This window comes from Enterobacter sp. 237C8 (genome assembly GCF_034106865.1).
GTDB classification, from domain to species: Bacteria; Pseudomonadota; Gammaproteobacteria; order Enterobacterales; family Enterobacteriaceae; genus Enterobacter; species Enterobacter asburiae_B.
This window is the reverse complement of record NZ_JAWNDF010000003.1, coordinates 110,279-134,978: the sequence shown is the minus strand read 5'-3', so window position 1 is coordinate 134,978 and position 24,700 is coordinate 110,279. Positions and strand designations below refer to the sequence as shown.

The 24,700-nt window shown below is 58.2% G+C and carries 24 protein-coding genes and 1 riboswitch; of the genes, 14 read left to right on the top strand and 10 right to left on the bottom strand.

Translation table 11 applies throughout. The features are described from left to right. Positions 1 to 13: 13 nt before the first annotated feature. On the bottom strand, positions 14 to 310 hold the full coding sequence (ubiK, locus tag USF70_RS12360) for a ubiquinone biosynthesis accessory factor UbiK (protein ID WP_064673321.1): 297 nt from the start codon (positions 308 to 310) through the stop codon (positions 14 to 16). A 119-nt stretch (positions 311 to 429) separates the two neighbouring features. Beyond that, a riboswitch (FMN riboswitch) is annotated at positions 430 to 580 on the top strand. Positions 581 to 686: 106 nt separating this feature from the next. On the opposite strand from ubiK, the gene ribB reads away from it, so the two are divergent. Continuing rightward, complete coding sequence (gene ribB / locus USF70_RS12355) at positions 687 to 1,340, top strand: 3,4-dihydroxy-2-butanone-4-phosphate synthase (protein WP_232938730.1); 654 nt, start codon at positions 687 to 689, stop codon at positions 1,338 to 1,340. 33 nt (positions 1,341 to 1,373) lie between these two features. Here ribB and zupT read toward each other — a convergent pair whose 3' ends face one another. Beyond that, a complete protein-coding gene (gene zupT, locus USF70_RS12350) occupies positions 1,374 to 2,147 on the bottom strand; it encodes a zinc transporter ZupT (RefSeq protein WP_033146665.1) in 774 nt (257 codons plus the stop codon). Positions 2,148 to 2,343: 196 nt separating this feature from the next. On the opposite strand from zupT, the gene ygiD reads away from it, so the two are divergent. Further along, on the top strand, positions 2,344 to 3,132 hold the full coding sequence (gene ygiD / locus USF70_RS12345) for a 4,5-DOPA dioxygenase extradiol (RefSeq protein ID WP_320735669.1): 789 nt from the start codon (positions 2,344 to 2,346) through the stop codon (positions 3,130 to 3,132). 92 nt (positions 3,133 to 3,224) lie between these two features. Here ygiD and USF70_RS12340 read toward each other — a convergent pair whose 3' ends face one another. The 3 genes from USF70_RS12340 to tolC form a co-directional block, all read right to left on the bottom strand. Further along, complete coding sequence (locus USF70_RS12340) at positions 3,225 to 4,385, bottom strand: glutathionylspermidine synthase family protein (RefSeq protein ID WP_029740694.1); 1,161 nt, start codon at positions 4,383 to 4,385, stop codon at positions 3,225 to 3,227. 2 nt (positions 4,386 to 4,387) lie between these two features. Next, positions 4,388 to 5,056: a DUF1190 family protein gene (locus USF70_RS12335; RefSeq protein ID WP_029740695.1), complete on the bottom strand. Its 669-nt coding sequence runs from the start codon at positions 5,054 to 5,056 to the stop codon at positions 4,388 to 4,390. Positions 5,057 to 5,248: 192 nt separating this feature from the next. Further along, complete coding sequence (tolC, locus tag USF70_RS12330; RefSeq protein ID WP_032659905.1) at positions 5,249 to 6,727, bottom strand: outer membrane channel protein TolC; 1,479 nt, start codon at positions 6,725 to 6,727, stop codon at positions 5,249 to 5,251. Between the two features lie 204 nt (positions 6,728 to 6,931). On the opposite strand from tolC, the gene nudF reads away from it, so the two are divergent. From nudF to parE, 5 genes are read left to right on the top strand one after another with little or no spacing between them, the layout of a single operon-like run. After that, the gene (gene nudF, locus USF70_RS12325; protein ID WP_023333429.1) at positions 6,932 to 7,564 is read left to right on the top strand and encodes an ADP-ribose diphosphatase; all 633 of its coding nucleotides are present in this window, start codon (positions 6,932 to 6,934) and stop codon (positions 7,562 to 7,564) included. After that, positions 7,561 to 7,983, top strand: coding sequence for a DUF1249 family protein (locus tag USF70_RS12320; RefSeq protein ID WP_003862516.1), 423 nt, complete (start codon positions 7,561 to 7,563; stop codon positions 7,981 to 7,983). The genes nudF and USF70_RS12320 overlap by 4 nt, the downstream gene beginning before the upstream one ends. Positions 7,984 to 8,010: 27 nt before the next feature. After that, complete coding sequence (gene cpdA, locus USF70_RS12315) at positions 8,011 to 8,838, top strand: 3',5'-cyclic-AMP phosphodiesterase (RefSeq protein WP_024906493.1); 828 nt, start codon at positions 8,011 to 8,013, stop codon at positions 8,836 to 8,838. Beyond that, positions 8,838 to 9,419: an esterase YqiA gene (gene yqiA / locus USF70_RS12310; protein ID WP_008502976.1), complete on the top strand. Its 582-nt coding sequence runs from the start codon at positions 8,838 to 8,840 to the stop codon at positions 9,417 to 9,419. The genes cpdA and yqiA overlap by 1 nt, the downstream gene beginning before the upstream one ends. A 28-nt stretch (positions 9,420 to 9,447) precedes the next feature. After that, on the top strand, positions 9,448 to 11,340 hold the full coding sequence (gene parE, locus USF70_RS12305) for a DNA topoisomerase IV subunit B (protein ID WP_029740698.1): 1,893 nt from the start codon (positions 9,448 to 9,450) through the stop codon (positions 11,338 to 11,340). A gap of 83 nt (positions 11,341 to 11,423) precedes the next feature. Here parE and USF70_RS12300 read toward each other — a convergent pair whose 3' ends face one another. Further along, complete coding sequence (locus USF70_RS12300; RefSeq protein ID WP_320735668.1) at positions 11,424 to 13,565, bottom strand: TonB-dependent siderophore receptor; 2,142 nt, start codon at positions 13,563 to 13,565, stop codon at positions 11,424 to 11,426. Between the two features lie 386 nt (positions 13,566 to 13,951). Between USF70_RS12300 and USF70_RS12295 the strand changes: the two genes are divergently transcribed. Genes USF70_RS12295 through USF70_RS12275 form a run of 5 tightly spaced genes read left to right on the top strand, consistent with a single transcriptional unit; the run spans position 13,952 to position 18,625 of the window. Then, on the top strand, positions 13,952 to 14,764 hold the full coding sequence (locus tag USF70_RS12295; protein WP_047060367.1) for an ABC transporter ATP-binding protein: 813 nt from the start codon (positions 13,952 to 13,954) through the stop codon (positions 14,762 to 14,764). After that, positions 14,761 to 15,744, top strand: a complete 984-nt coding sequence (locus USF70_RS12290; RefSeq protein WP_320735667.1) for an iron ABC transporter permease — start codon at positions 14,761 to 14,763, stop codon at positions 15,742 to 15,744. The genes USF70_RS12295 and USF70_RS12290 overlap by 4 nt, the downstream gene beginning before the upstream one ends. After that, entirely contained in the window at positions 15,741 to 16,781 is a 1,041-nt protein-coding gene (locus USF70_RS12285) for a FecCD family ABC transporter permease (RefSeq protein WP_143346484.1), read from the top strand. Before USF70_RS12290 ends, USF70_RS12285 begins: the two co-directional genes overlap by 4 nt. Before the next feature lie 9 nt (positions 16,782 to 16,790). After that, the gene (locus USF70_RS12280) at positions 16,791 to 17,741 is read left to right on the top strand and encodes an iron-siderophore ABC transporter substrate-binding protein (protein WP_096151025.1); all 951 of its coding nucleotides are present in this window, start codon (positions 16,791 to 16,793) and stop codon (positions 17,739 to 17,741) included. Beyond that, complete coding sequence (locus tag USF70_RS12275) at positions 17,738 to 18,625, top strand: MurR/RpiR family transcriptional regulator (protein ID WP_033146656.1); 888 nt, start codon at positions 17,738 to 17,740, stop codon at positions 18,623 to 18,625. The genes USF70_RS12280 and USF70_RS12275 overlap by 4 nt, the downstream gene beginning before the upstream one ends. Positions 18,626 to 18,708: 83 nt before the next feature. Here USF70_RS12275 and USF70_RS12270 read toward each other — a convergent pair whose 3' ends face one another. The 4 genes from USF70_RS12270 to qseB all read right to left on the bottom strand — a co-directional run bounded on the left by USF70_RS12270 (position 18,709) and on the right by qseB (position 21,735). Next, positions 18,709 to 19,023: a putative quinol monooxygenase gene (locus USF70_RS12270; RefSeq protein ID WP_008502984.1), complete on the bottom strand. Its 315-nt coding sequence runs from the start codon at positions 19,021 to 19,023 to the stop codon at positions 18,709 to 18,711. A gap of 31 nt (positions 19,024 to 19,054) precedes the next feature. Beyond that, positions 19,055 to 19,636 carry an NAD(P)H-dependent oxidoreductase gene (locus USF70_RS12265; protein WP_023333418.1) on the bottom strand — a complete coding sequence of 194 codons (582 nt, stop codon included), beginning with the start codon at positions 19,634 to 19,636 and terminating at the stop codon, positions 19,055 to 19,057. Positions 19,637 to 19,741: 105 nt separating this feature from the next. Further along, positions 19,742 to 21,079 (bottom strand): quorum sensing histidine kinase QseC, encoded by a 1,338-nt coding sequence (gene qseC, locus USF70_RS12260; protein WP_320735666.1) that lies wholly within the window; start codon positions 21,077 to 21,079, stop codon positions 19,742 to 19,744. Further along, the gene (gene qseB, locus USF70_RS12255) at positions 21,076 to 21,735 is read right to left on the bottom strand and encodes a quorum sensing response regulator transcription factor QseB (protein ID WP_320735665.1); all 660 of its coding nucleotides are present in this window, start codon (positions 21,733 to 21,735) and stop codon (positions 21,076 to 21,078) included. Before qseB ends, qseC begins: the two co-directional genes overlap by 4 nt. 139 nt (positions 21,736 to 21,874) lie before the next feature. On the opposite strand from qseB, the gene USF70_RS12250 reads away from it, so the two are divergent. Continuing rightward, complete coding sequence (locus USF70_RS12250) at positions 21,875 to 22,276, top strand: YgiW/YdeI family stress tolerance OB fold protein (RefSeq protein ID WP_023309189.1); 402 nt, start codon at positions 21,875 to 21,877, stop codon at positions 22,274 to 22,276. A 118-nt stretch (positions 22,277 to 22,394) separates the two neighbouring features. Next, the gene (parC, locus tag USF70_RS12245) at positions 22,395 to 24,653 is read left to right on the top strand and encodes a DNA topoisomerase IV subunit A (RefSeq protein WP_032659942.1); all 2,259 of its coding nucleotides are present in this window, start codon (positions 22,395 to 22,397) and stop codon (positions 24,651 to 24,653) included. Positions 24,654 to 24,700 lie beyond the last annotated feature (47 nt).

Below are 24,700 nucleotides of genomic sequence, written 5' to 3'. Positions count from 1 at the left end.
CATCAGGCCGCACTTACTCCTGGTCATCCACCGGTGGAATGGCCGGTGCCGGCTTCACTTCTTCCGGCGCATGGCGGTTTTCCAGCTCGCTCAGACGCTGTTCCAGCAGCGCCAGCTTCTCGCGGGTGCGCAGCAGAACCTGGGTCTGCACGTCAAACTCTTCGCGGCTGACTAAATCAAGGCGAACCAACTGCGCCTGCAGCGTCTGGCGGATTTTCTTTTCTACGTCATCACCAAATTCACGAATGCCTTTTGGCATAGATTCATGAACCTGACGCGCGATCTGCTCAATTTTTTTCGGGTCAATCATTGGCGTTTCCCTTGATGGAAAAGTGTTAGTGTCCATTGTAGCGCGTCATGCCCGGGGTAAACAAAATTGTTTGATGCTTATGCATTGCCCAGGATAATCAATAGCGTTATAGTTATCTCGCTTATTCTCAGGGCGGGGCGAAATTCCCCACCGGCGGTAAATCAGCGTGACGCTGAAAGCCCGCGAGCGCTTTGGGTGAAAACTCAAAGGTCAGCAGATCCGGTGTAATTCCGGGGCCGACGGTTAGAGTCCGGATGGGAGAGAGTAACGATCAAGTCGGGCATGGGCCCGCTCACGTTATCTTTTTGCCGCTTATACGGCGCTCCTAAGACTGCCCTGATTCTGGTAACCATAATGTTAATGAGGTTTTTTTACCATGAATCAGACGCTACTTTCCTCTTTTGGCACTTCAACTCAACGTGTTGAACATGCACTGGATGCACTGCGCGAAGGCCGCGGTGTGATGGTGCTTGACGATGAAAACCGTGAAAACGAAGGCGACATGATTTTCTCCGCCGAAAACATGACCGTTGAACAGATGGCGCTGACCATCCGTCACGGCAGCGGCATCGTATGCCTGTGTATTAATGAAGATCGTCGTAAGCAGCTCGATCTGCCGATGATGGTCGAAAACAACACCAGCGCCTTTGGTACCGGTTTTACCGTGACCATTGAAGCGGCGCATGGCGTGACCACAGGTGTGTCTGCGGCTGACCGTCTGACCACCGTACGTGCAGCGATTGCTGATGGTGCGAAGCCATCCGATCTGCACCGTCCAGGCCACGTCTTCCCACTGCGTGCGCAGGCGGGCGGCGTGTTGACCCGCGGTGGTCACACCGAAGCGACGATCGACCTGGTGACGCTGGCTGGCTTCAAACCTGCTGGTGTGCTGTGCGAACTGACCAACGATGACGGCACCATGGCGCGCGCGCCGGAGTGCATCACCTTTGCCCGCCTGCACAACATGCCGGTGGTCACGATTGAAGATCTGGTTGAGTATCGCCAGGCGCACGAGCGCAAAGCCAGCTGAAAATAAAAACGCCGGGATATCCCGGCGTTTTTTTTACCCGATTCCTGCGGTCTGCAGGAGAACCAGACTTAATCCCATCACCGACATTCCACACAGCACGCCATAGCTGGGGTTGTTGTTAGGATCGATCTCCTTCGCCAGCGGCATCAGTTCATCCACCGAAAGCGCAACCATGATCCCGGCTACCGCGGCCATAATCGCCGCCATCACTACCGGAGAGACCAGACTACCGAGGATCAGCCAGGCCAGTACGCCGCCAAGGATTTCGGCCATCCCGGAAATCCCCGCCCAGAACACCGCGGTGCGTTTCGATCCCGTTGCGGCATACACGGGGCCGGCGACGGCCAGTCCTTCAGGAATATTGTGTAAGGCGACCGCCAGCGCGATGCCAAAGCCCATCTCAAGATTGCTGCTGGCCGTCACGTAGGTAGCGACCCCTTCCGGGAAGTTGTGCAGACTGATGCCAAGCGTTAACAGCACGGCGGTACGCTTGATATTGCGCGGCATGGGCGTCACGTTTTTCTGCATTAAATCCTGCGGATGCGCGTGTGGTAGCATCCGATCGAGGGCAAAGTATCCCAGCAGGCCAAAGACAAACATGCCGTAGCCCAGCAGCGGAGACATGCCTTCTGTGCCCAACGCGGCAGGCAGCATCTCCATCAGGGAGATGAGCAGCATGATCCCGGCAGCAAAGCCCAGTGAAAAGGCCAGTACGCGGTTAGAGGGCTTTTGGCCGAGCACGCCGAGGAGCGCACCGATAAAGGTCGCGGCGCCCGCCAGTATGGTCAGGATCAAGGGGACTGACATGCATTGCTCCTTATGATAATCATTCTCATTAATATAAATGATTCATTTCTGGCAAAGCGAGGGTGAAAACCCGGCTTTACACATTCCTTACATTCAAATTTCCTGATGATGATCTTCACGCTTATCTGCGTTCATCTTTGCCGGATTGCGCGTAATGTAGCACCATTAAATTGACACCTTCTGTAAGGATATCACCATGACTTCTTCCCGTATGCCAGCCCTGTTTTTAGGTCACGGTAGCCCTATGAACGTTCTGGAAGACAACGTCTATACCCGCGACTGGCGTCATCTTGGCGAGACGTTGCCGCGTCCGAAAGCGATCGTGGTGGTGTCTGCACACTGGTTTACCCGTGGGACCGGCGTGACCGCCATGGAAGCGCCAAAAACCATTCATGATTTTGGCGGCTTCCCGCAGGCGCTGTACGACACGCATTATCCGGCCCCCGGCTCGCCTGAGCTGGCGCAAAAGCTGGTAGAGTTGCTGGCACCTGTCCCTGTGACGCTGGATAAAGAAGCCTGGGGCTTTGACCATGGCTCCTGGGGCGTGCTGATTAAAATGTATCCTGACGCGGATATCCCGATGGTGCAGTTGAGCATCGACAGCACTAAACCGGCGGCCTGGCATCTGGAGGTGGGGCGCAAGCTGGCAACCCTGCGTGATGAAGGCATCATGCTGGTGGCGAGCGGCAACGTGGTGCATAACCTGCGTACCGCACGCTGGCACGGTGAGAACACGCCGTACCCGTGGGCAACCTCTTTTAACGACTACGTCAAAGCGAACCTGACCTGGCAAGGCCCGCTTGAGGAGCATCCGCTGGTGAACTATCTGGATCATGATGGCGGTTCGCTCTCTAACCCGACGCCGGAACACTTCCTGCCGCTGCTGTACGTTCTTGGCGCGTGGGATGGTCAGGAACCGGTGACGATCCCGGTCGACGGTATTGAGATGGGCAGTCTGAGTATGCTGTCGGTGCAGGTGGGATAATAAAAGCAAAACGGCAACCTCAGGTTGCCGTTTTTAGTGTTTGCACCCTCTCCCTGTGGGAGAGGGGCGGGGTGAGGGCATCAGGCTGCGGCCTATTCGACAAAAATGTGCGGATAAAACCGTGACAGATCCTGCGTGATCAGCGCGCGATCTTCGCGAATGCCAATCCCGGCCGGTTGATCGTTGATGAGCCAGCTGCCAATCAGGGTATAACTGTCGCCAAATTTCGGGAGTTGATAGAACTCCTGGACGATCATCCCTTCTTCGCCGTATGGCCCTTCAACCGCTTCCAGCGTCTTGCCGTTTTCGATAATCGAGACGTTTGCGCCTTCGCGGGAGAAGATCGGCTTAACAACGTATTTTTCCATTTGCGGGTAATCATCTTCCGCAAAATAGGCTGGCAGCAGGTTCGGGTGGTTCGGGAACATCTCCCAGAGCATCGGCAGCAGGGCTTTGTTAGAGATGATGCTCTTCCAGGCCGGCTCCAGCCAGCGTACGCCAGCATCTTCCAGCTTGGTGGAGAACATCTCGCGCAGCATGTATTCCCACGGGTAGAGCTTGAACAGGTTGCTTATCACCTGGTCCTGCATATCCGTAAACTGACCTTTTTCACCCAAGCCGATATCCTCGATATAGAGGAACTCGGTCGCTACTTCCGCTTCGGCGGCGCAGTCCTGCAGATATTGAACCGTGCCACGGTCTTCTTCCGTGTCGCGGCAGCAGGCGAGATGGAGCAGGTTAAAGCCATGCTGTTCACGCAGCTCGGCAAAACGCTCAATCAGCTTTTCCTGCAGGCTGTTAAACTGGTCGCTGCCTTCCGGCAGGTTTCCGGCATTGGCCTGGTCTTCCAGCCAGATCCACTGGAAGAACGCCGCTTCATACAGAGAGGTTGGCGTATCGGCGTTGTTTTCCAGAAGCTTCGGTTCACCTTTGCCGTCCCACGCCAGATCCAGGCGAGAGTAAAGCGAAGGCTGATTCGTTTTCCACGACTGGCGCACAAAGCCCCATGTGTGCTTCGGAATGCGGAACTTTGCCATCAGCTCGTCGCTGTCGATGACCTTTTCCACGACCTTCAGGCACATCTGGTGCAGCTCGGCCGTCACCTCTTCCAGTTTTTCCACCTGAGCCAGCGTGAGCTTGTAATAGGCGTCTTCACACCAGTACGGCTCGCCGTACATGGTGTGGAAGTTAAAACCGTACTCGGTGGCTTTTTCGCGCCAGTCCGGGCGCTCGGTGATACTGACTCGTTCCATGATCAGCCGCCCATTGAGCGAGTAGAGGAGGTGCCTGTCGCACTACGCTGCATGCTGGTCTGCTTCGCCACAGATTCACCAAACCCGCCGCGGGTGATGGTGCTGGTGGTCGCAGGCTTCGGCGCCATCGCCGTTTTCGGAACGTTCACGGTGCGGCCAGGGGTCGCTGCGCCGTAGCCTTTGCCGCTGGCATCGGTATATTGACCGTAAGCCGGGCTGGCCGGGTTTTTCGAGCTAAACAGCGGCTGCTGCTGGTAGCCCGCACCGCCGCCCATCAGACGACCCATCATGTAGCCTGCCATCAGCGGCATCCAGAAGCTGCCGCTGGACTGAGCCTGCGCCTGATTTTCAGGTGCGGTGCCTGCCTGAGCCGGTGCCTGCTGGCACTGACCTTCACCAAACTCCGCCACGCAGTCTTCGCGTGAGGCATATTTCGGCGCAGTACGTTCCGCTTCTTTCAGAGCGCTGGTGTAAGCCGTTTTACATTCGGCGGCTTTGCCGGTTGCGGCGGAGCAGTCGTCTGCGTTTTGATACAGCGAAACCGTTTCGTCATTTTTCTCACAGCCTGCCAGCATAAAGACAGCCGTGACCGCCAGCGCAACAGGGGTGAGGTGACGCGCGTTCCAGCTCTTGCGGAACGAAGCGTGATTTATGGATTTTGTCCGTTTCATGTTTGTCTTCCAGGACCCAGTGGTAATAACGCTCAGGATAGAGGATGAGTGGTTGAAAATGAAGCGAAGAGGGGCGGAATCAGGGGGATCTTTACGTTGGCTTACGTTCGGATGTGATTCAGATGCGCCCCTTTCCCTGTGGGAGAGGGGCGGGGTGGAGGGCATCAGGCCGCAGTGGGCCTGATAACACTCTTAGTTACGGAACGGATTATTGCCTTTGCTGGCGGATGTAGTGGTACGCGCAGCGGCCGGCTGTGCCGCAGGGGTGTTGCTGTTAGCGTTGAAGTTATCAACCGCGGCAACCTGCTCCGGGTTCTCCGGCGCAACGCTGTCCGGAGAGGTGGAGACCGGTTTGCCCAGCGCGCTGTTCAGCATCTGCAGATCTTGCTCGTTCAGCGTACCCAGAGCCTGTTTGATGTTCAGCTGGTTAATCAGGTACTGGTAACGCGCGCTGGAAAGCTGCTGTTTCGCGTTGTACAGCGTGGTGGTCGCGTCGAGCACGTCCACGATAGTACGTGTACCGACCGAGTAGCCCGCTTCCATCGCATCCAGAGAGCTCTGCGCAGACACAACGGCCTGTTTATAGGCGTTGATGCTGCTGATCGAGGCGTTCACGTTGTTGAAGGAGGAACGCACGGTCTGCACCACGTTGCGGTGGGCGCTTTCCAGCTGCTCGCTCGCGCCAACAAAGTTGTACTGCGCCTGTTTCACCTGAGAGTTGACCTGACCGCCCTGATACAGCGGCAGGGAGAAGCTCAGACCCACTTTATTCTGACCCATATTGCTGTCGTCATACTGGGACGTATTGGTTTTAGAGCCGCTATAGGTCGTATCAGAAACACCGGTAGACGCGCTCAGGCTCAGGGTTGGCAGATGGCCGTCCTGCGCCTGACGAATTTGCTCGCGGGCCAGGTCCTGGCTCAGACGCGCCTGCAGCAAACTCAGGTTGCGGTTTTCCGCCTCTTTCAGCAGGGCGTTAACGGCCTGCGGTTTATCCGTTTTAAAGCTGTCCACGTTCAGCGACGCCAGCTCAGGATAGTAATTCCCGGTGACCTGACGCAGGGATTCCAGCGCGTTGTCGAGGTTGTTACGCGCGGTCACTTCGTTAGCCAGCACGGTGTCGTACTGTGAACGGGCGTTCTGCACGTCGGTGATCGCGACCAGGCCCACGTTGAAACGCTGGGTAGTTTGATCTAACTGGCGGTAAATCGCCTGTTTCTGCGCTTCGGTGTAGGAGAGTGCGTCAATCGCGCTCAGCACGTTGAAGTACGCCGTGGCGGTGTTCAGGATCAGCGTCTGCTGGTCGGTCTGATAGGTCACATCCTGGATACCCGCGCTCTTTTCCTGCAGGGTCAGGGCGCGCCATTTGGACATATCAAACAGCGTCTGTGTCAATTGCAGTGAGGCGCTGGTAGCATTGGAGTTTACGCCGTTAGCGTCGCGGAAACCGTTGCTGTAGGTATAATCTGCACCTAAACCTAACTGTGGCAGCAAGGGGCTACGCGCTTCGTTAATCTTTTCAAACGCAGCATCACGATCGGCCGCTGATTTACGTAAATCAGGGTTGCCCAGACGTGCCTGCTGGTAGACCTGTAACAGGTTTTCCGCCTGGCTCATTGCACTGAAGCCCGTCAGGCTCAGGCCGATAAGGATGGGGAGCAATTTCTTCATTTGCATTCCTTGTTGTGAAGCAGTATTAGCGCTGATCTAATTAAAAAATAATTGCCGATTCTAACAGAATCTTCCATACCAAAAGGTTGGCGTAACGTGCCATCTGGCGGTAATTTGCACCAATCTACCATATAGCCTTACAAACGGCAGCCAAACAGCCTTGAAATTCACAATTTCATCACCATTGCTACCAGGACTCGACTCATGCAAAAACCAGAAAAGTTGCCCGTGACATTCGCCAAAAACGATGTAGAAATTATTGCACGAGAAACGCTTTATAGCGGTTTTTTTTCAATGGATCTTTACCGTTTCAGGCATCGCCTGTTTAACGGGGAAATGAGCGGCGAAATCAGACGCGAAATTTTTGAGCGCGGGCATGCGGCAGTCTTGCTACCCTTTGACCCAGTGCGTGACGAAGTTGTGCTGGTGGAGCAGATCCGCATCGCCGCTTATGACGTCAGTGAGAGCCCGTGGCTGCTGGAGATGGTGGCCGGGATGATCGAAGAAGGTGAGTCTGTTGAAGACGTCGCCCGTCGCGAGGCGCTGGAAGAGGCCGGACTGGTGGTGGGCCGTACAAAACCGGTGCTGAGCTATCTGGCAAGCCCGGGCGGTACCAGCGAGCGCTTGTCCATAATGGTGGGCGAAGTGGACGCCACGACGGCGGAAGGGATCCACGGTCTGGCAGATGAAAACGAAGATATTCGGGTTCATGTGGTGAGCCGGGAACAGGCTTATCAGTGGGTAGAAGAGGGGAAAATCGACAACGCAGCGTCTGTCATCGCCCTGCAATGGCTGCAGCTGCATTATCAGACATTACGAAACGAGTGGAAAAAATGAAGCGCTATACACCTGACTTCCCAGAAATGATGCGCCTGTGCGAAACCAATTTCGCACAGTTGCGCCGCCTGCTGCCGCGAAACGACGCACCCGGCGAAACGGTAAGCTATCAGGTGAGCAACGCGCAGTATCGGTTAACGATAACAGAATCAACGCGCTACACTACGCTGGTGGAGATTGAGCAAACGGCACCCAGCATTAGCTACTGGAGCCTGCCGTCGATGACGGTGCGTCTCTATCACGACGCGATGGTCGCTGAAGTGTGTTCAAGCCAGCAGATCTTTCGCTTCAAGGCGCGGTATGATTACCCGAATAAAAAGTTGCATCAACGCGACGAAAAGCATCAAATTAACCAGTTTTTAGCCGACTGGCTAAGATATTGTTTAGCACATGGAGCAATGGCGATTCCGGTTTGTTAGCGTCATAAACCTACCTAAGGACACCATTTGGAAAGCCTGTTGAACCTGACTGTTGCTGGTGGGGCGCCAGTCAGGATATTACAAATCACCGATACCCACCTTTTTGCCGAAAAGCATGAAACGCTACTGGGGGTCAACACCTGGGAGAGTTATCAGGCGGTACTTAGCGCCATTCACGCTGAAAACCGTGCATGCGATCTGATTGTCGCAACGGGCGATCTGGCGCAGGATCAGTCCTCCGCGGCCTACCAGCATTTTGCTGAAGGCATCGCGAGCTTTAGCGTGCCTTGCGTCTGGCTGCCAGGAAACCATGACTTCCAGCCCGCCATGTACAGCTCTCTTCAGGATGCGGGAATTTCTCCGGCGAAATGTGTTTTTGCGGGTGAACAGTGGCAGATCCTGCTGCTCGATAGCCAGGTGTTTGGCGTCCCGCACGGTGAGTTAAGCGAGTTTCAGCTCGACTGGCTTGAGACCAAACTGGCTGCTGAACCTGAACGTCACACGCTGCTGTTGCTTCATCATCATCCTCTGCCGGCGGGCTGCAGCTGGCTCGATCAGCACAGCCTGCGCAACTCCGCGGCGCTGGATCGCGTGCTGGCGAAGTTCCCGCGGGTGAAAAATCTGCTGTGTGGACATATTCATCAGGAACAGGATCTCGACTGGAACGGGCGCCGCATGCTGGCGACGCCGTCGACCTGCGTTCAGTTTAAGCCGCACTGCGCCAACTTTACGCTGGATACCATCGCGCCAGGCTGGCGCTGGCTGGAACTGCATGCCGACGGCACGCTGACCACGGAAGTCTGCCGTTTGACCGGTGCAAAATTCCGCCCGGATACCGCTTCAGAAGGCTATTGATGTCTACGCTCCTTTATCTGCACGGATTCAACAGCTCGCCGCGCTCTGCAAAAGCGACACAGTTTCGCCAGTGGCTGAGCGAGCATCACCCCGACGTTGAGATGATTATCCCGCAGCTGCCGCCTTACCCGGCAGAGGCCGCGGAGATGCTGGAATCTATTGTGCTTGCACACGGCGGCGAAACCTTCGGTGTGGTCGGTTCATCCCTGGGCGGGTACTACGCCACCTGGCTCTCACAATGCTTCATGCTGCCCGCCGTTGTGGTTAATCCGGCGGTACGGCCATTTGAGCTGCTGAGGGACTTTCTTGGCGAAAACGAGAACCCCTACACCGGGCAACAATATGTGCTAGAGTCACGCCATATTTACGATCTCAAAGTTATGCAGGTCGACCCGCTTGAGGCACCGGATCTCATCTGGCTGCTGCAACAGACGGGTGATGAAGTGCTGGATTACCGCCAGGCAGTGGCGTATTACGCCTCCTGCCGCCAGACTATAGAAGAGGGCGGAAACCATGCTTTCACGGGCTTTGAGAATCATTTCACCCAGATTGTCGATTTTCTTGGACTGCACAGCCACTGACAATCAATGCGAATTGCTAGTTTAAATCATGACGCAAACCTATAACGCTGATGCCATTGAGGTCCTCACCGGGCTTGAGCCGGTTCGCCGCCGCCCGGGGATGTACACCGATACGACGCGCCCAAACCATCTGGGCCAGGAAGTTATTGATAACAGTGTGGACGAAGCGCTGGCGGGCCATGCCAAACGCGTTGACGTCATTCTGCACGCCGATCAGTCGCTGGAAGTCATCGACGACGGGCGCGGCATGCCGGTGGATATCCATCCGGAAGAGGGCGTGCCTGCCGTTGAGCTGATCCTCTGTCGTCTGCACGCGGGCGGTAAGTTCTCCAACAAGAACTACCAGTTCTCCGGTGGTCTGCACGGCGTGGGCATTTCCGTGGTGAACGCCCTATCCAAACGCGTGGAAGTGAACGTCCGCCGCGACGGCCAGGTCTATAACATCGCGTTTGAAAACGGCGATAAGGTGCAGGATCTGCAGGTTGTCGGCACGTGCGGCAAACGCAACACCGGCACCAGCGTCCACTTCTGGCCTGACGAAAGCTTCTTCGACAGCCCGCGTTTTTCCGTTTCTCGCCTGACGCACCTGCTGAAAGCCAAAGCGGTGCTGTGTCCGGGCGTGGAAATCACCTTTACCGATCACGTTAACAATACCGCACAAACCTGGTGCTACGCCGACGGTCTGAACGACTACCTGTGCGAAGCGGTAAACGGACTGCCGACGCTGCCGGAAAAACCGTTTGTCGGTAACTTTAGCGGCGATACCGAAGCCGTGGACTGGGCGCTGCTGTGGCTGCCGGAAGGCGGCGAGCTGCTGACCGAAAGCTACGTCAACCTGATCCCAACCATGCTCGGCGGTACGCACGTCAACGGCCTGCGTCAGGGGCTGCTGGACGCGATGCGTGAGTTCTGCGAATACCGCAACATCCTGCCGCGCGGCGTGAAGCTGTCGGCGGAAGATATCTGGGATCGCTGCGCCTACGTGCTCTCCGTGAAGATGCAGGATCCGCAGTTTGCCGGTCAGACCAAAGAGCGCCTGTCGTCACGTCAGTGCGCGGCGTTCGTCTCCGGCGTGGTGAAAGATGCGTTTACCCTGTGGCTGAACCAGAACGTTCAGGCGGCAGAGATGCTGGCCGAAATGGCCATTTCCAGCGCCCAGCGTCGTTTGCGTGCCGCGAAGAAAGTTGTGCGTAAAAAGCTGACCAGCGGCCCTGCGCTGCCGGGCAAGCTGGCGGACTGTACTGCGCAGGATCTCAACCGTACCGAGCTGTTCCTCGTGGAAGGGGACTCGGCGGGCGGATCGGCCAAGCAGGCGCGCGATCGTGAATATCAGGCGATCATGCCGCTCAAGGGTAAGATCCTGAACACCTGGGAAGTCTCTTCTGATGAAGTGCTGGCCTCGCAGGAAGTGCACGATATTTCGGTGGCGATCGGCATCGATCCGGACAGCGACGATCTGAGCCAGCTGCGCTACGGCAAGATCTGTATCCTCGCGGATGCGGACTCCGATGGTCTGCACATCGCCACGCTGCTGTGCGCGCTGTTCGTGAAGCACTTCAAAACGCTGGTGAAAAACGGTCACGTCCACGTGGCGCTGCCGCCGCTGTACCGTATCGACCTCGGCAAAGAGGTTTACTACGCGCTGACGGAAGAAGAGAAAGCGGGCGTGCTGGAACAGCTGAAGCGCAAGAAGGGCAAACCGAACGTGCAGCGCTTTAAAGGGCTGGGCGAAATGAACCCGATGCAGCTTCGCGAAACGACGCTGGATCCGAACACGCGCCGTCTGGTGCAGCTGACGATCAGCGATGAAGACGAGCAGCAAACCAACGCCATGATGGATATGCTCCTTGCCAAGAAACGTTCGGAAGACCGACGTAACTGGCTGCAGGAGAAAGGCGATATGGCGGATATTGAGGCCTGATGCCCTCACCCTAACCCTCTCCCGCCGGGAGAGGGAATGGATCGTAGGCCCGGTAAGCGTTAGCGCCACCGGGCTTTTTTACATCAAAACTCCATCTTCACCGTAAACTGCACTTCGCGCGGATCGCCAATCTGGTTGCCCAGGTTGTTGGTCGCAATCGACGACGTGTAGTAGGTCTTATCAAACAGATTTTTCACGTTCACCTGCAGCGTCACCGGATACTGTAGCTTCATCTTGTACGCCGCAAACGCGTCCGCCACGAAATAGCCCGGCAGATAATAATCCGCACCGTTGGTTGCGGAACGACGGCTTACGCCGTGCCCGCCGCCGCCCAGCGTCAGGGTATTCCCGGCAAACGCATTGTGAATATCGTAGGTCAGGAACAGGGAGCCGGTATGGCGCGGCACGTTCGGCAGCGGTTTGCCCGCATAGTCCGGATCTTCCAGCACCTTCGCGTCGGTATAGCCGTAGCTGGCGATAATGTTGGTGTTCTCGGTCAGCGAGCCGGCAAGATCCACCTCCACGCCCTGAGAGCGCACGCGGCCCGCTGTTTTGGCGACGGTTTCATCACCCACGCTCTCGGTGTACAGCACGTTGCGCTTGTGGATATCAAACAGCGCGATGTTGGCGGTAATGCCGTCGAACAGGTCGAATTTAGCGCCAATTTCATACGCATTTGACGTTTCCGGCGGCAGGTCGCCAATGTAGCTCGCAATGGACGACTGCGGCATAAACGTCTGGGAATAGTTGGCAAACAGCGAGACCGCCGGGGTGAGCTTATACACAAAACCCAGCTTCGGCGTCCACTGGTCGTCGCGGCTGTCGGTGTTCACGTTAAACGGACGGCCTTTCCCCGCGTACTGAGTGTAATACTGATAGCGCATTCCGGCGACGGCGATCCACTTATCGGTCAGGTACAGCGCGTCCTGCGCGTAGGCGGAGTAGCTTTCCTGCTTAATGGTTTGATCGCTGTCGGATGCCGAGACGGTGGTGCACTTGCCGAGGCTGCCGTAGCTCGGGTTGTAAATATTGAAATCCTTAACGTTCTTACAGCGGATCATGTCCGTACGCAGCAGATCGTAATTCTCATACGACACGCCGGTCAGGATCTCATTGTAAAAGCCCGCGATGTCCACGTTTCCCTGCAGATCCGCGCGCGTCGTGTGCATACGCTGGGTCGAGCCCTGGGTCGCATCCACGCGGCGGGTCAGGTTGCCGGTTTTTGAATCGTAGGCCATCACGCGGGCCTGGTTATCGCTGTATTTATCCTGGCTGTAGCTGTAGTCGAGCTTCGCGGTCCACTGGCTGTTGAGGCGATACTCCGCGTTGAGCTGAGCGAGATCGGACTGGCCGTCGGTCACGTTAAACGGTTCGTCGAAGCGGGTTTTACGATCGACGTTGACGGCCTTTTTGGTGTTGAGATCGAAGATCGTTCCGCGATCGAACGGCGTTTTATAGTCGCGATGCGAATAGAGCACGGTCACGGTGGCGTCATCGCCAAACCAGGTCAGCGACGGAGCGATAAAGGTGCTGCGTTCGTTGCCGAAATTGCGCCAGTAATCCTCGTTCTGATACTCGCCCGTCAGGCGATACGCCAGGCGCGTGCCGTCAATCGGGCCGGTAACATCGATCTGTCCGGTGCCGCCGCCAAAGCTGGAAGAGGTAGCGGAGAGGGAACCGCCGAAGGTCTTCTCCGGACGTTTGGTGACGACGTTAATCAGGCCGCCCGGATCGAGAATGCCGTAGAGCGTCGAGGCCGGGCCTTTCAGCACCTCCACGCGCTCGGTTGCGGCATTAAAGCTGCGCGGCAGCACGGTGCGCAGGCCGTTGGTCATGATCGAGCCGTCGCGGTTCGCGCCAAACCCACGGCGCACGAAGGCATCCTGCGTACCGCCCAGGGTGTTGGTCTGCACCACGTTGCTGACGTTATAGAGCGCTTCATCCAGCGTGGTGGCATGCTGATCCGCAAGCACTTTGTCGCTGACGGTATTGACCACCTGCGGGATGTCCAGCATCGGCATGTTGGTTAACGTCGCGGTGGAGGTATTCAACGGCTGATAGCCATTCGTGGCCTCCGCCGTCGTATTTGGATCGGCGGTGACGGTAAGCGTTTCGCCGTCTTTAGCCGCGGTGTTATCTGCTGCCTGCACCAGCGGCGCCATAAACAGCAGTGAAAAGAGCGCGCGCCCTTTTACCCCAGAGAGTGAAGGTGTGAACGTAGCCATTACATCTGTTATCCCGAAATATCCCGCGAATGACGTTTCGCGGAAAAATGTGTGAGTCATTGCCCTTTACGGTCTGTCCGTTAGCCACGGTGGGCATCGGACATGTAATTGAGAATCATTCAATCATGCGCGAATGTAGTAGTAAATGGAAAAAAGAAAAAATCGACTACAACGTTTAGTCGGGCGTATAAGCGCAGCGGGATGATTATTAATTTATTGAATTAAATGCTTTTTAAAGTCATTCCTTGTTCATTTTCCCTCAGGCCTATCCCTGGTTTTATCAGGGTGTTTCTTCTCTTGACTACTACATGACGCAGCGTCAAACTCTCAAAAGAGAATGATTTTTATTTATATTTGTTGCGCTTTTTTATTACGTTGGCATTCACGTGGCTCACAACACAAAAAAACCGGGACTGGTTCTGGAGAACCTCTCTGCGGGCTATCAGAAAAAAATCATCGTTGATGATATCTCCCTTGCGATCCCACAGCAGAAAATGACCGTGCTGGTAGGGGCGAACGGCTGCGGAAAATCCACGCTGCTGAGCACCATTGCGCGTTTGCTTCAGCCGCTTGGCGGCGCGGCAGTTCTCGACGGCAAGGCGATCCACGCGCTGCCGACCAAAGCCGTCGCCCGCCAGCTGGGTATCCTGCCGCAGTCTCCGCTGCTCCCGGAAGGGTTGACCGTCTTTGAGCTGGTCTCGCGCGGGCGTTTTCCCTGGCAGAACTTTATGCGCCAGTGGAGCGACGAGGACGAGCTGGCGGTGGAAGAGGCCCTGCGCCTGACCGGCACGGCGGAGTTTGCCCATATGCCGGTGGAAAGCTTATCCGGCGGCCAGCGTCAGCGCTGCTGGATCGCCATGGCGCTGGCGCAGCAAACGCCGTATATCCTGCTTGACGAGCCCACGACGTTTCTCGATCTCCGCTATCAGGTGGAGATCCTGGAACTGCTGCACACCCTGACCCGCCGGCACGGGCGTACCGTCGTGGTGGTGCTGCACGATCTCAACTTCGCCGTAAACTACGGCGATTCGCTGGTCTTTTTACGCCAGGGGAAAGTTGAAGGCGTATTGCATGAGGGCGATGCCTGTACGCCGGAGCTGATTAAAGCGGTGTTTGATGTGGACGTGCATATGTCCATAAACCCGTTGACCGGCAAGCCGTTCTTTATGCCGTTTCGCCAGGGCCCTGTTCAGCCATGATGCGCTCCTCTCTGGCCTTCCCGATCTTCGCTTTGCTGCTGGCGCTGGGCGCGATTATGCACCTGGGCATCGGCGCACGCTTCATCGCCCCGCTGACGGTGGTGGAGGCATTCTTCCATTTCGATCCGCGCAATTTCGACCATAACGTCATTATCAAATTAAGACTGCTGCGCCTCTGCGCCGCGATGGTGACGGGCGCCGCGCTCGGCGTGGCGGGCGTGCTGCTGCAGTCCGTGATCCGCAATCCGCTCGGCGAGCCGCATATTCTGGGGCTAAACGCCGGGGCCGCGCTGGCGGTCGTGATTACCAGCGCGCTTGGGCTGTCGCTGCCGTTTGGTCGCCCGCTCGTTGCCGCCGCCGGTGCCGCCGCGCTGTTTTTGCTGGTGCTGATGTTCTCCTCGTCCGGTCGCACCGGGCTTACGCCGATGAAGGTCACGCTGTGCGGCGTGGCGATGTCGGCGTTTGCCTCGTCGATTACCGCCGCGGTGTTAATCCTCGATGAACAGACGCTGCTCGCCATGCGCACCTGGCTGGCAGGGGACCTGTCCGGGATCAACGTGCAGACGCTCCGGAGCGCCCTGTGGGCCGCAACAGCCGGTTTTGTTCTCGCCATCGGGCTGTCACCCTCGCTCAACATGCTGGCGCTGGGAGACCGAATGGCGCAGGGGCTTGGCGTGTCGCTGCTGAAAACCCGCCTGCTTGCCCTGCTGGCCATCGCGCTGCTCTGCGGCGCGGCCGTCTCAATTGCCGGGCCGATTGGCTTTATCGGCCTGGTCGTGCCGCAGCTCATTCGCCGTCTGGTGTCGGTCGATTTACGCGTGATGGTGCCGCTGTCTGCCCTGTGTGGCGCGCTGGTTCTGCTGCTGGCGGATATCGCCGCCCGCACGCTGTTTACGCCCTGGGAGCTGGCAACCGGCATCATGACGGCCCTGGTCGGCGCGCCCGTATTCATCTTTATGGCGTCGAGGATGTTCAAATGAACCGGGCCGGATTCCGCGCGATCCGTATTGGCCGTTTATCGGCGCTGGTTCGCCCGAGGGCGCTGGCGTGCCTGACGCTTTTAGCGCTGGTGGCGTTAAGCCTGCTGGGCTTTGGCCTGACGCACGGATCTCTGCCTGTTCCCACCTCCGCCATCGGGCGCGCGCTGTTTTCTCCTGAGAGCCTGACGGCGGAGACGCGCTACATCGTGATGGATATCCGCCTGCCGCGCCTGCTGATGGCGGTGCTGTGCGGCGCGATGCTCGGCATGGCGGGGGCGGCAATGCAGTCCATCACCCGCAATGGTCTGGCCGATCCCGGGCTTATTGGCGTGAAGGAGGGCTGTAGCGCGGCGGTACTGCTGCTGATTTTTCAGTTCCCGGCGCTGGGCCTGGCCTGGCGTCCGCTGGTCGGCATGGCCGGCGGGCTGCTTACCGCGCTGCTGGTTATCGGCCTGGCGCGCGATATCTCGCGCCCGCGGTTCATCCTGATCGGCATCGGCGTGTCGTGGGCGTTTGCCGCCGCAATGGGCGTCTTTATCACCACCGCCGACGTGCGCGACGTACAGACGGCGATGCTGTGGCTGGCGGGAAGCCTGCATGCGGCAAACTGGACGCTGGTGGGGTTAGCCGCGCTCTGGGCTGCCCCCGCGTTTGCGCTGCTGCTGTTTACCGCGCGGGCAGCGGACGTGGCGTTGCTCGGCAATCAGGCCGCCGCGGGCCTTGGCGTGCGCATAACCCGGCTGGCGCTGCTGCGGGTTCTCGCCCCGGTGGTGCTGACGGCGGCCTGCGTCTCGTGCGTGGGCAGTATAGGTTTCGTGGGGCTGATTGCCCCGCATATGGCGCGCCTGCTGCTGCGCGGTGGGCAAACCGCGCTCCTGACGGGAAGCGCCGTGCTGGGCGCGCTGCTGGTGCTGCTGGCGGATAACGTCGGACGTCTGGCGTTCCTCCCGCTGCAGCTGCCGGCGGGAATTGTGATTTCACTGATTGGCGGACCGTTTTTCCTGCTGCTGCTCTGGCAGCGTCGGGACAGATTTTAGGGGACTAAAATGCGCGTAGTGTTTTCGATGCTGTTGCTGGTGGGGTTCGCGGTGGGTGCGGCGGAGCCGACGCAGACGTTTACTGACGATCTTAACCGAAAAGTGGTGGTACCGGTTCATCCGAAACGGATTGTTTCCTTACACGATCTGGATATCACCATTCCGCTGATTGAGCTTGGCGTGCCGCCGGTGGCAAGCCATGGCCGCACGCGGCCGGACGGCAGCCACTTTCTGCGCTCCAGCGGCATGTTGACCGGCGTCGACTTTGATAATTCCGACATTACATTTATCGGCACGGCCGATATCGATATTGAAGCTATCGCCGCCGCAAAGCCTGACCTGATCGTTACCGAGCCGACCCGCAACACCCCGGTGGAACAGCTGGCGAAAATTGCCCCGACGGTGAGCATCGATCATCTCGACGGCGGCGCGCCGGAGATCTACCGCAAGCTGGCTCAGCTGACGGGAACGCAGGCGCGGCTCAAGGTTCTGGAGCGGCGCTATCAGGAGCAGATTAAGGCCCTGAAGGCGGCTATTGATACCCGCAAGGTGACCGTGTCCGTGATTCAGGCGAATCAGGGAAAGATTAACGCCATGCACAGCTACCACTCGCTGGGCCGCGTGCTGCGCGACGCCGGGTTCACCTTCCCGCCGCTGATTGAGTCCATCCCGGACGGAGGGCGCATCGACGTCAGCGCCGAGCGCCTGCCGGAACTGGATGCCGATTTCGTCTTCGCCACCTGGCGCGGGGATACGGGCGGTAAACCGCAGGACGAGCTGGCGGCGATGGATGCGGTCATGCCGGGCTGGTGTCAGTTCCTGAATGCCTGCAGAACCGGGCATTACGTGCTGATCTCGCGTGAAGAGGCCATCTCGAATTCGTACGCCTCGTTAGGGCTGATGGCCGCGCAGGTGCAGTCGCAGATTGCCGGGCGTCCGCTGCCGGAGGCGTCACGGTGATCCGCAAAGAGAAAGGGCGCGTGGATGTCTATGGTGACCGCTTTCGCGCGCGTGCGCATCAGCTGACGCCGCGTCTGCTGCAGGTTGCACGCTATATCCATGACAACCGCGAAGCGGTGATGGAACAGACCGCAATGGAGATCGCGACGCTGTTGAAAACGTCGGATGCCACGGTAGTCCGCGCCATTCAGGCGCTGGGTTTCGCCGGGCTGCGCGATCTCAAGCAAACGCTGGAGCAGTGGTTTGGTCCGGTGGTCACCTCCAGCGAAAAGATGTCCACCACGGTGAATACGCTCGCCAGCGACGTCAACGCGAGCATTGATTTCGTGCTGGAGGGGCATCAGCACACCTGCGAGGTGTTATCCGAACCCCACAACCGCTACGCGATGGCCCAGGCGGTTTCTCTGCTGGCGCAGGCGAGGCAGGTCGCCATATTTGGCATTGGCGCCTCCGGCATTCTGGCCGAGTACACCGCCAGGCTGTTCAGTCGTATGGGGTTACCCGCCACGCCGCTTAACCGTACCGGAATAGGGCTTGCCGAGCAGCTGATTGCGCTTCAGCGCGGCGACGTGCTGGTGATGATGGCGCAGAAATCCGCGCACCGGGAGGGGCAAACCACGCTGCGTGAAGCAAAACGTCTGGGCATTCCCACCATCCTGCTGACCAACGCCCTAGACTCACGCTTCAGCAAGGAGGCCAGCGTGGTGATCCACGTTCCGCGCGGCGGCGAAAAAGGCAAAATCCCGCTCCACGGCACGGTGCTGCTGTGTCTGGAGATGATCATTTTATCCGTCGCCTCCACCGAGCCGCAGCGCACCATCAAGTCGATGAAGCGCATCAACGAGTTACACCGTGGGTTAAAGCCGGGGAAGAAAAGCACCTAAAAACAAAGCCCGGTAGCGCTGACGCTCACCGGGCCTGGATCTGTTCTCCCTCTCCTTTCGGGAGAGGGCGGGGGAGGGGAAACTTAAACCCCTTGCTCCAGAATGCGGATGTGGGTTTCCAGCACGTCACCCTTCACCGCGTCGCTCCACGCTTTCATGTGCGCGGTCTGCAGGTGCGCTTCAAGATGCGCGACGGTTTCCCACTGCTCAACCATGATGATCGAGTCTGGCGCGGTCGCCTGGAAGCTGGCGTCAGTGGCGGCATCCACCATCGGCGCGTAGCCGTGGCAGCCTTCTTCTTTCAGTACGGTCGGGATAATTTTCGCGAACTGATCCAGCACCGCCTGACGGTGATGTTGACCTGGACGAGTACGGATTTCTGCGATTACGGTAAGCATGTTTACTACTCCTTTAATTCCAGGCTACCAGTTAAGCAAAAATTTCCGCGAGATGCTTGCGATATTCTGCGATATAGCTCGGGACGTCAGGCATTTTAATCACGTCGTTGACGATAAAGGTCGGCAGCGGATCCATGCCCAGGAACTGGTTAGCCTTGTGGAACGGCAGGTACGCGCCGTCAACGCCCACGCCTTCGAAGAACTGATCTTTATCGGTGAAGGCTTCCAGCGGTGCGTTCCAGGTCAGCGAGAGCATATATTTTTTGCCCTGAATCAGGCCGCCCGAGCCGTATTTTTTGGAGGCGTCAGAGCGGGTGCGGCCATCGCTGGCATACAGTGAGCCGTGACCTTCGGTGAACACGTCGTCCATGTATTTTTTCACGGTCCACGGCGCGCCCATCCACCAGCCTGGCATCTGCCAGATCACCACGTCAGCCCACAGGAAGTTCTGCACTTCGGCCTTCACGTCGTAGTTGCTGTCCGCGCGCACGACCTTAACATCATGCCCGGCGTCGCGCAGGAAACCGTCCGCGACCTCGGTCAGGGTGTCATTCAGCTGGCCTTTAGAGTGCGCAAATTCTTTTGCACCGTTGATAATCAGGATATTGCTCATTATTTGTCCTCGATGATGAGAGTATGGCCAGTATTCTACGCGCGAGGACGGTGCGGTAAAATGAGCAAAATGTGCAAAGTCTTTTGCGCTATACGCAATAATCCCTTACCAGCTGACCTTCACTTCAAAACCGCCTTCAGGGGCATTGCCCAGCGAAACGCGCATCCCGTGCAGGGCGGCGATGCGTTTTACAATGGATAACCCCAGCCCGCTGCCCGTGGCATCCTGACCCGGTGGGCGATAAAAGCGCTCGCCGATGCGCGTCAGCGCGTCAGGTGAAATGCCGGGGCCGTTGTCGCGCACGGTAAAGCCACGCGCGTCCAGCGTTACGTCCACCACGCTGCCGCGCGGGCTGTAGCGGATCGCGTTATCCAGCAGGTTGCGCACCAGCAGGCTCAGGAGCAGCTGCTGGCCCGTGCGTGTCACCTCTGGTGCATGGATGTTCAGGCGAATATCAATGCCCGCCTGCTGCGCCGGATGCCAGATATCCAGCACGGCCGACTGCAGCAAGTCGGCCAGGGGAATCGGTTCGACATCGTCAAGGTTATCCAGCGAGTCCAGACGCGACAGCGTGAGGAGTTGATCCACCAGCCGGGAGGCGCGGTCGATACCCGCATGCAGCTGCATCAGCGCTTTTTCCCGCGCCTGCGGATCGTCATGAGAGAGCTGGGCCACGTCAGTTTGCACCTTCAGGGCCGCCAGCGGGCTGCGCAGCTCGTGGGCGGCATCGGACGTAAAGCGGCGCTCGCGGGTCATCATCTCCTGGGTGCGCGCGAAGAGATGATTCAGCGCGTCGAGCAGGGGGCGCACTTCCGTAGGGACACCCTCGGTCGGCAGTTTATCGGTGGCATCCGGCGAGCGGGAGCGCAGGGTCTGCGCCAGCTTTTTCAGCGGCTTCAGCTCCCGACTCAGGAGGACGATCAGCAGCAGCAACATCACGGGCAGCGCCACCAGCCAGGGGGTCAGCTGCGAGCTGACCACGTCCAGCGCCATCTCCTGGCGGTACTCCCACTCCTGGCCGACCACTACGCGGTACTTCCCGTCGGGTGAGGTTAGCCATAAAAAACGCCACTCGTCGTTGTCGCCCTGCAGCTGCCCGTTATCGAACCCGTCGCGGTGATAGTGGTACGGAATATCGCGTCCGTTTTCACCGTCGTTGAGGAGCATTTTGCCGTCGACGGCGTAAATGGCGAAAGCCAGCGCGTCGTCGTCCAGACGACCGTGCTTCACTTTTTTCGGGATCTCGCGCATGCGTTCGGGGGCGCGGATCTCGTCCAGATCCATCGTCAGCAGCCGTTTTGCAAACAGCATCTGCTGGGTATCGAACAGCTTGTCGAGCTTGTGGGTCGTCTGCTGCCAGGCAACCAGGCTGGCGGCAAACCAGGCCGTCAGAGACAGAAGTAAAAAGAGAAGCGTCAGGCGCAGCTTCAGGCTCAGTTTCATGCGTCACCCAGGGTGTAGCCGATGCCGTGCACGGTGCGGATAAACTCGCTCCCAAGCTTGCGGCGCAAATAATGGACGTGAACCTCGATGGCGTTGCTGGAGACGTCGTCGTCCCAGGTATAGAGTTTTTCCTCGATCAGCTTTCGCGGCAGCACCCGACCGGCGTTACGCATTAACAGCTCCAGCAGCGCGAACTCTTTCGGCTTGAGCGTCAGCGTCTCACCGTCCAGCGTGGCGACGAGACGGCTCGGATCGAGCGTGACCTTCCCGTGACGCAGCTCGCTACTCGCCTGGCCGTGGCTGCGGCGGACCAGCGCTTCGAGGCGGGCACCCACTTCGATCAGCGCGAACGGCTTACAGAGATAATCATCCGCGCCAAGACGTAGCCCTTCGACGCGCTGGTTCAGCGCATCCCGCGCCGTCAGAATCAGTACCGGCTCGCTGCGCCCGCTCTCGCGCCACGCGCGCAGGATGTCCAGACCGTCAATTTCCGGCAGCGTCAGATCCAGCACCACGGCATCATAGGGTGCAGAGGACAGCGCGGCCTGGCCGGTTTTACCGTCGGTAAACCAGTCCACGCTAAAGCCCATTTTGCTCAACCCCGCCTTTATACCGTCGCCGATTAACCTGTCGTCTTCTACCAGTAAAATGCGCATGTTCCCTCCTTGATGTCGTCAGTAAACCCTCTGTAAGCGCCTGCTGTACAGCAATAATAAATAAATTTTTCCCTTAAGAAGTTGTTAAGGATTACCCTGTTAAATGGACTGCGAAACGACATTAAAGGGAGAGATGAAGATGAAAAAATTCGCTGCAATTGCTGCCATTATGATGATGACCACCGCGCCGGTCTTTGCTGCTCAGGGCGGTTTTACTGGCCCATCGGCCACACAGACCCAGACGCAAACTCAGCAGGGCGGTTTTGTCGATAACAACGCCAACCTCACCACCGCGGCAAAAGTGAAAGACCTGAAGGACGATGCCTGGGTGAAGCTGCGCGGGAACATCACCGAGCGCCTGTCCGATGACCGCTACACCTTCCGCGATGAGTCCGGCACGGTCGTAGTTGAGATTGACCACAAGCGCTGGAACGGCGTGACCGTCACTCCGCAGGATAAAGTTGAACTGCAGGGTAAAGTCGATAAAGACTGGAACGAGTTTGAAATCGACGTGAAGCAGGTTATTAAGCTGAACAAATAACCCGAAAAGGGCCGCCTGTGCGGCCCTTTTTCTTTGTGACTCAATTCATCAGATGAGGTAGTATCTGCGGCAATATTGCCTGAAACCCTTCGGTTTCTGAGTTGAGGAATCACACGTAATGAGCGATATGGCAGAGCGCCTCGCGCTACATGAATTCACGGAAAACGCCTACCTGAACTACTCCATGTACGTCATCATGGACAGGGCGTTGCCGTTTATCGGGGATGGCCTGAAGCCCGTTCAGCGCCGCATCGTGTATGCGATGTCCGAACTGGGGCTGAACGCCACCGCCAAGTTCAAGAAATCCGCCCGTACCGTCGGTGACGTACTGGGTAAATACCATCCGCACGGCGACAGCGCCTGTTATGAAGCGATGGTGCTGATGGCGCAGCCGTTCTCTTACCGCTATCCGCTGGTGGACGGGCAGGGGAACTGGGGGGCGCCGGACGATCCGAAATCCTTCGCGGCGATGCGTTATACCGAATCCCGCCTCTCTAAATATGCCGAAGTGCTGCTGGGCGAGCTGGGTCAGGGAACCGTTGACTGGGTGCCGAACTTCGACGGTACGATGCAGGAGCCGAAGATGCTGCCTGCGCGTCTGCCGAACATCCTGCTGAACGGTACCACCGGTATCGCGGTCGGTATGGCGACGGACATTCCGCCGCACAACCTGCGTGAAGTGGCGAAAGCCGCTATTACCCTGATTGAGCAGCCGAAAGCGACGCTCGACGAGCTGCTGGATATCGTGCAGGGGCCAGATTTCCCGACCGAAGCCGAGATCATCACCTCGCGCGCGGAAATCCGCAAAATCTACCAGAACGGTCGCGGCTCCGTGCGTATGCGCGCGGTGTGGAATAAAGAGGACGGCGCCGTGGTGATCACCGCGCTGCCGCATCAGGTTTCCGGTGCCAAAGTGCTGGAGCAGATCGCCTCACAGATGCGCAATAAAAAGCTGCCGATGGTGGACGACCTGCGCGATGAATCGGATCACGAGAACCCGACCCGTCTGGTGATCGTGCCGCGCTCCAATCGCGTGGACATGGAGCAGGTGATGAACCACCTGTTTGCCACCACCGATCTGGAAAAAAGCTACCGCATCAACCTGAACATGATTGGCCTCGACGGACGCCCGGCGGTGAAAAACCTGCTGGAGATCCTCACCGAATGGCTGACCTTCCGCCGCGATACGGTCCGCCGTCGTCTGAACCATCGTCTGGAGAAAGTGCTTAAGCGCCTGCATATCCTCGAAGGTTTGCTGGTGGCGTTCCTCAATATCGACGAAGTGATTGAGATCATCCGTACCGAGGACGAACCGAAGCCGGCGCTGATGTCGCGCTTTGGCATCAGCGAAACCCAGGCCGAAGCGATCCTCGAACTGAAGCTGCGCCATCTTGCCAAACTGGAAGAGATGAAGATCCGCGGCGAGCAGAACGAGCTGGAAAAAGAGCGCGATCAGCTGCAGGCGATCCTCGCGTCCGAGCGCAAGATGAATACCCTGCTGAAGAAAGAGCTGCAGGCCGATGCCGACGCCTTCGGCGACGACCGTCGTTCTCCGCTGCACGAGCGCGAAGAAGCGAAGGCGATGAACGAGCACGACATGCAGCCGTCCGAGCCGGTCACCATTGTCCTGTCGCAGAGCGGCTGGGTGCGCAGCGCCAAAGGCCACGATATCGACGCGCCGGGCCTGAGCTACAAAGCGGGCGACAGCTTCAAAGCGGCGGTGAAAGGCAAGAGCAACCAGCCGGTGGCGTTTATCGACTCCACCGGCCGCAGCTACGCCATCGACCCGATTACGCTGCCTTCCGCGCGCGGGCAGGGCGAGCCGCTCACCGGCAAGCTGACGCTGCCGCCGGGAGCGACGGTTGACCATATGCTGATGGAAGCCGATGACCAGAAGCTGCTCCTGGCGTCCGATGCGGGCTACGGCTTTATCTGTACCTTCAACGATCTGGTCTCCCGTAACCGTGCCGGTAAGGCGCTGATTAGCCTGCCGGACAACGCCCACGTGATGGCGCCGCTGGTGATCGAGAACGAAAGCGACATGCTGCTGGCGATCACCACCGCCGGACGTATGCTGATGTTCCCGGTCAGCGATCTGCCGGAACTGTCGAAAGGCAAGGGCAACAAGATCATCAACATCCCGTCGGCGGAAGCCGCGAAAGGCGAAGATGGCCTGGCGCACCTCTTCCTCCTGCCGCCGCAGAGCACGCTGACCATTCACGTCGGCAAGCGTAAGATCAAGCTGCGTCCGGAAGAGCTGCAGAAAGTGGTGGGTGAGCGCGGTCGCCGCGGCTCGCTGATGCGCGGCCTGCAGCGCATCGACCGCGTGGAGATTGACTCTCCTGCACGCAGCGCTGCGGGTGACAGCGAAGAGTAATGTCGTGATATCCCCCTCTGCCCGGAGGGGGAGTTTCAATAAAATTT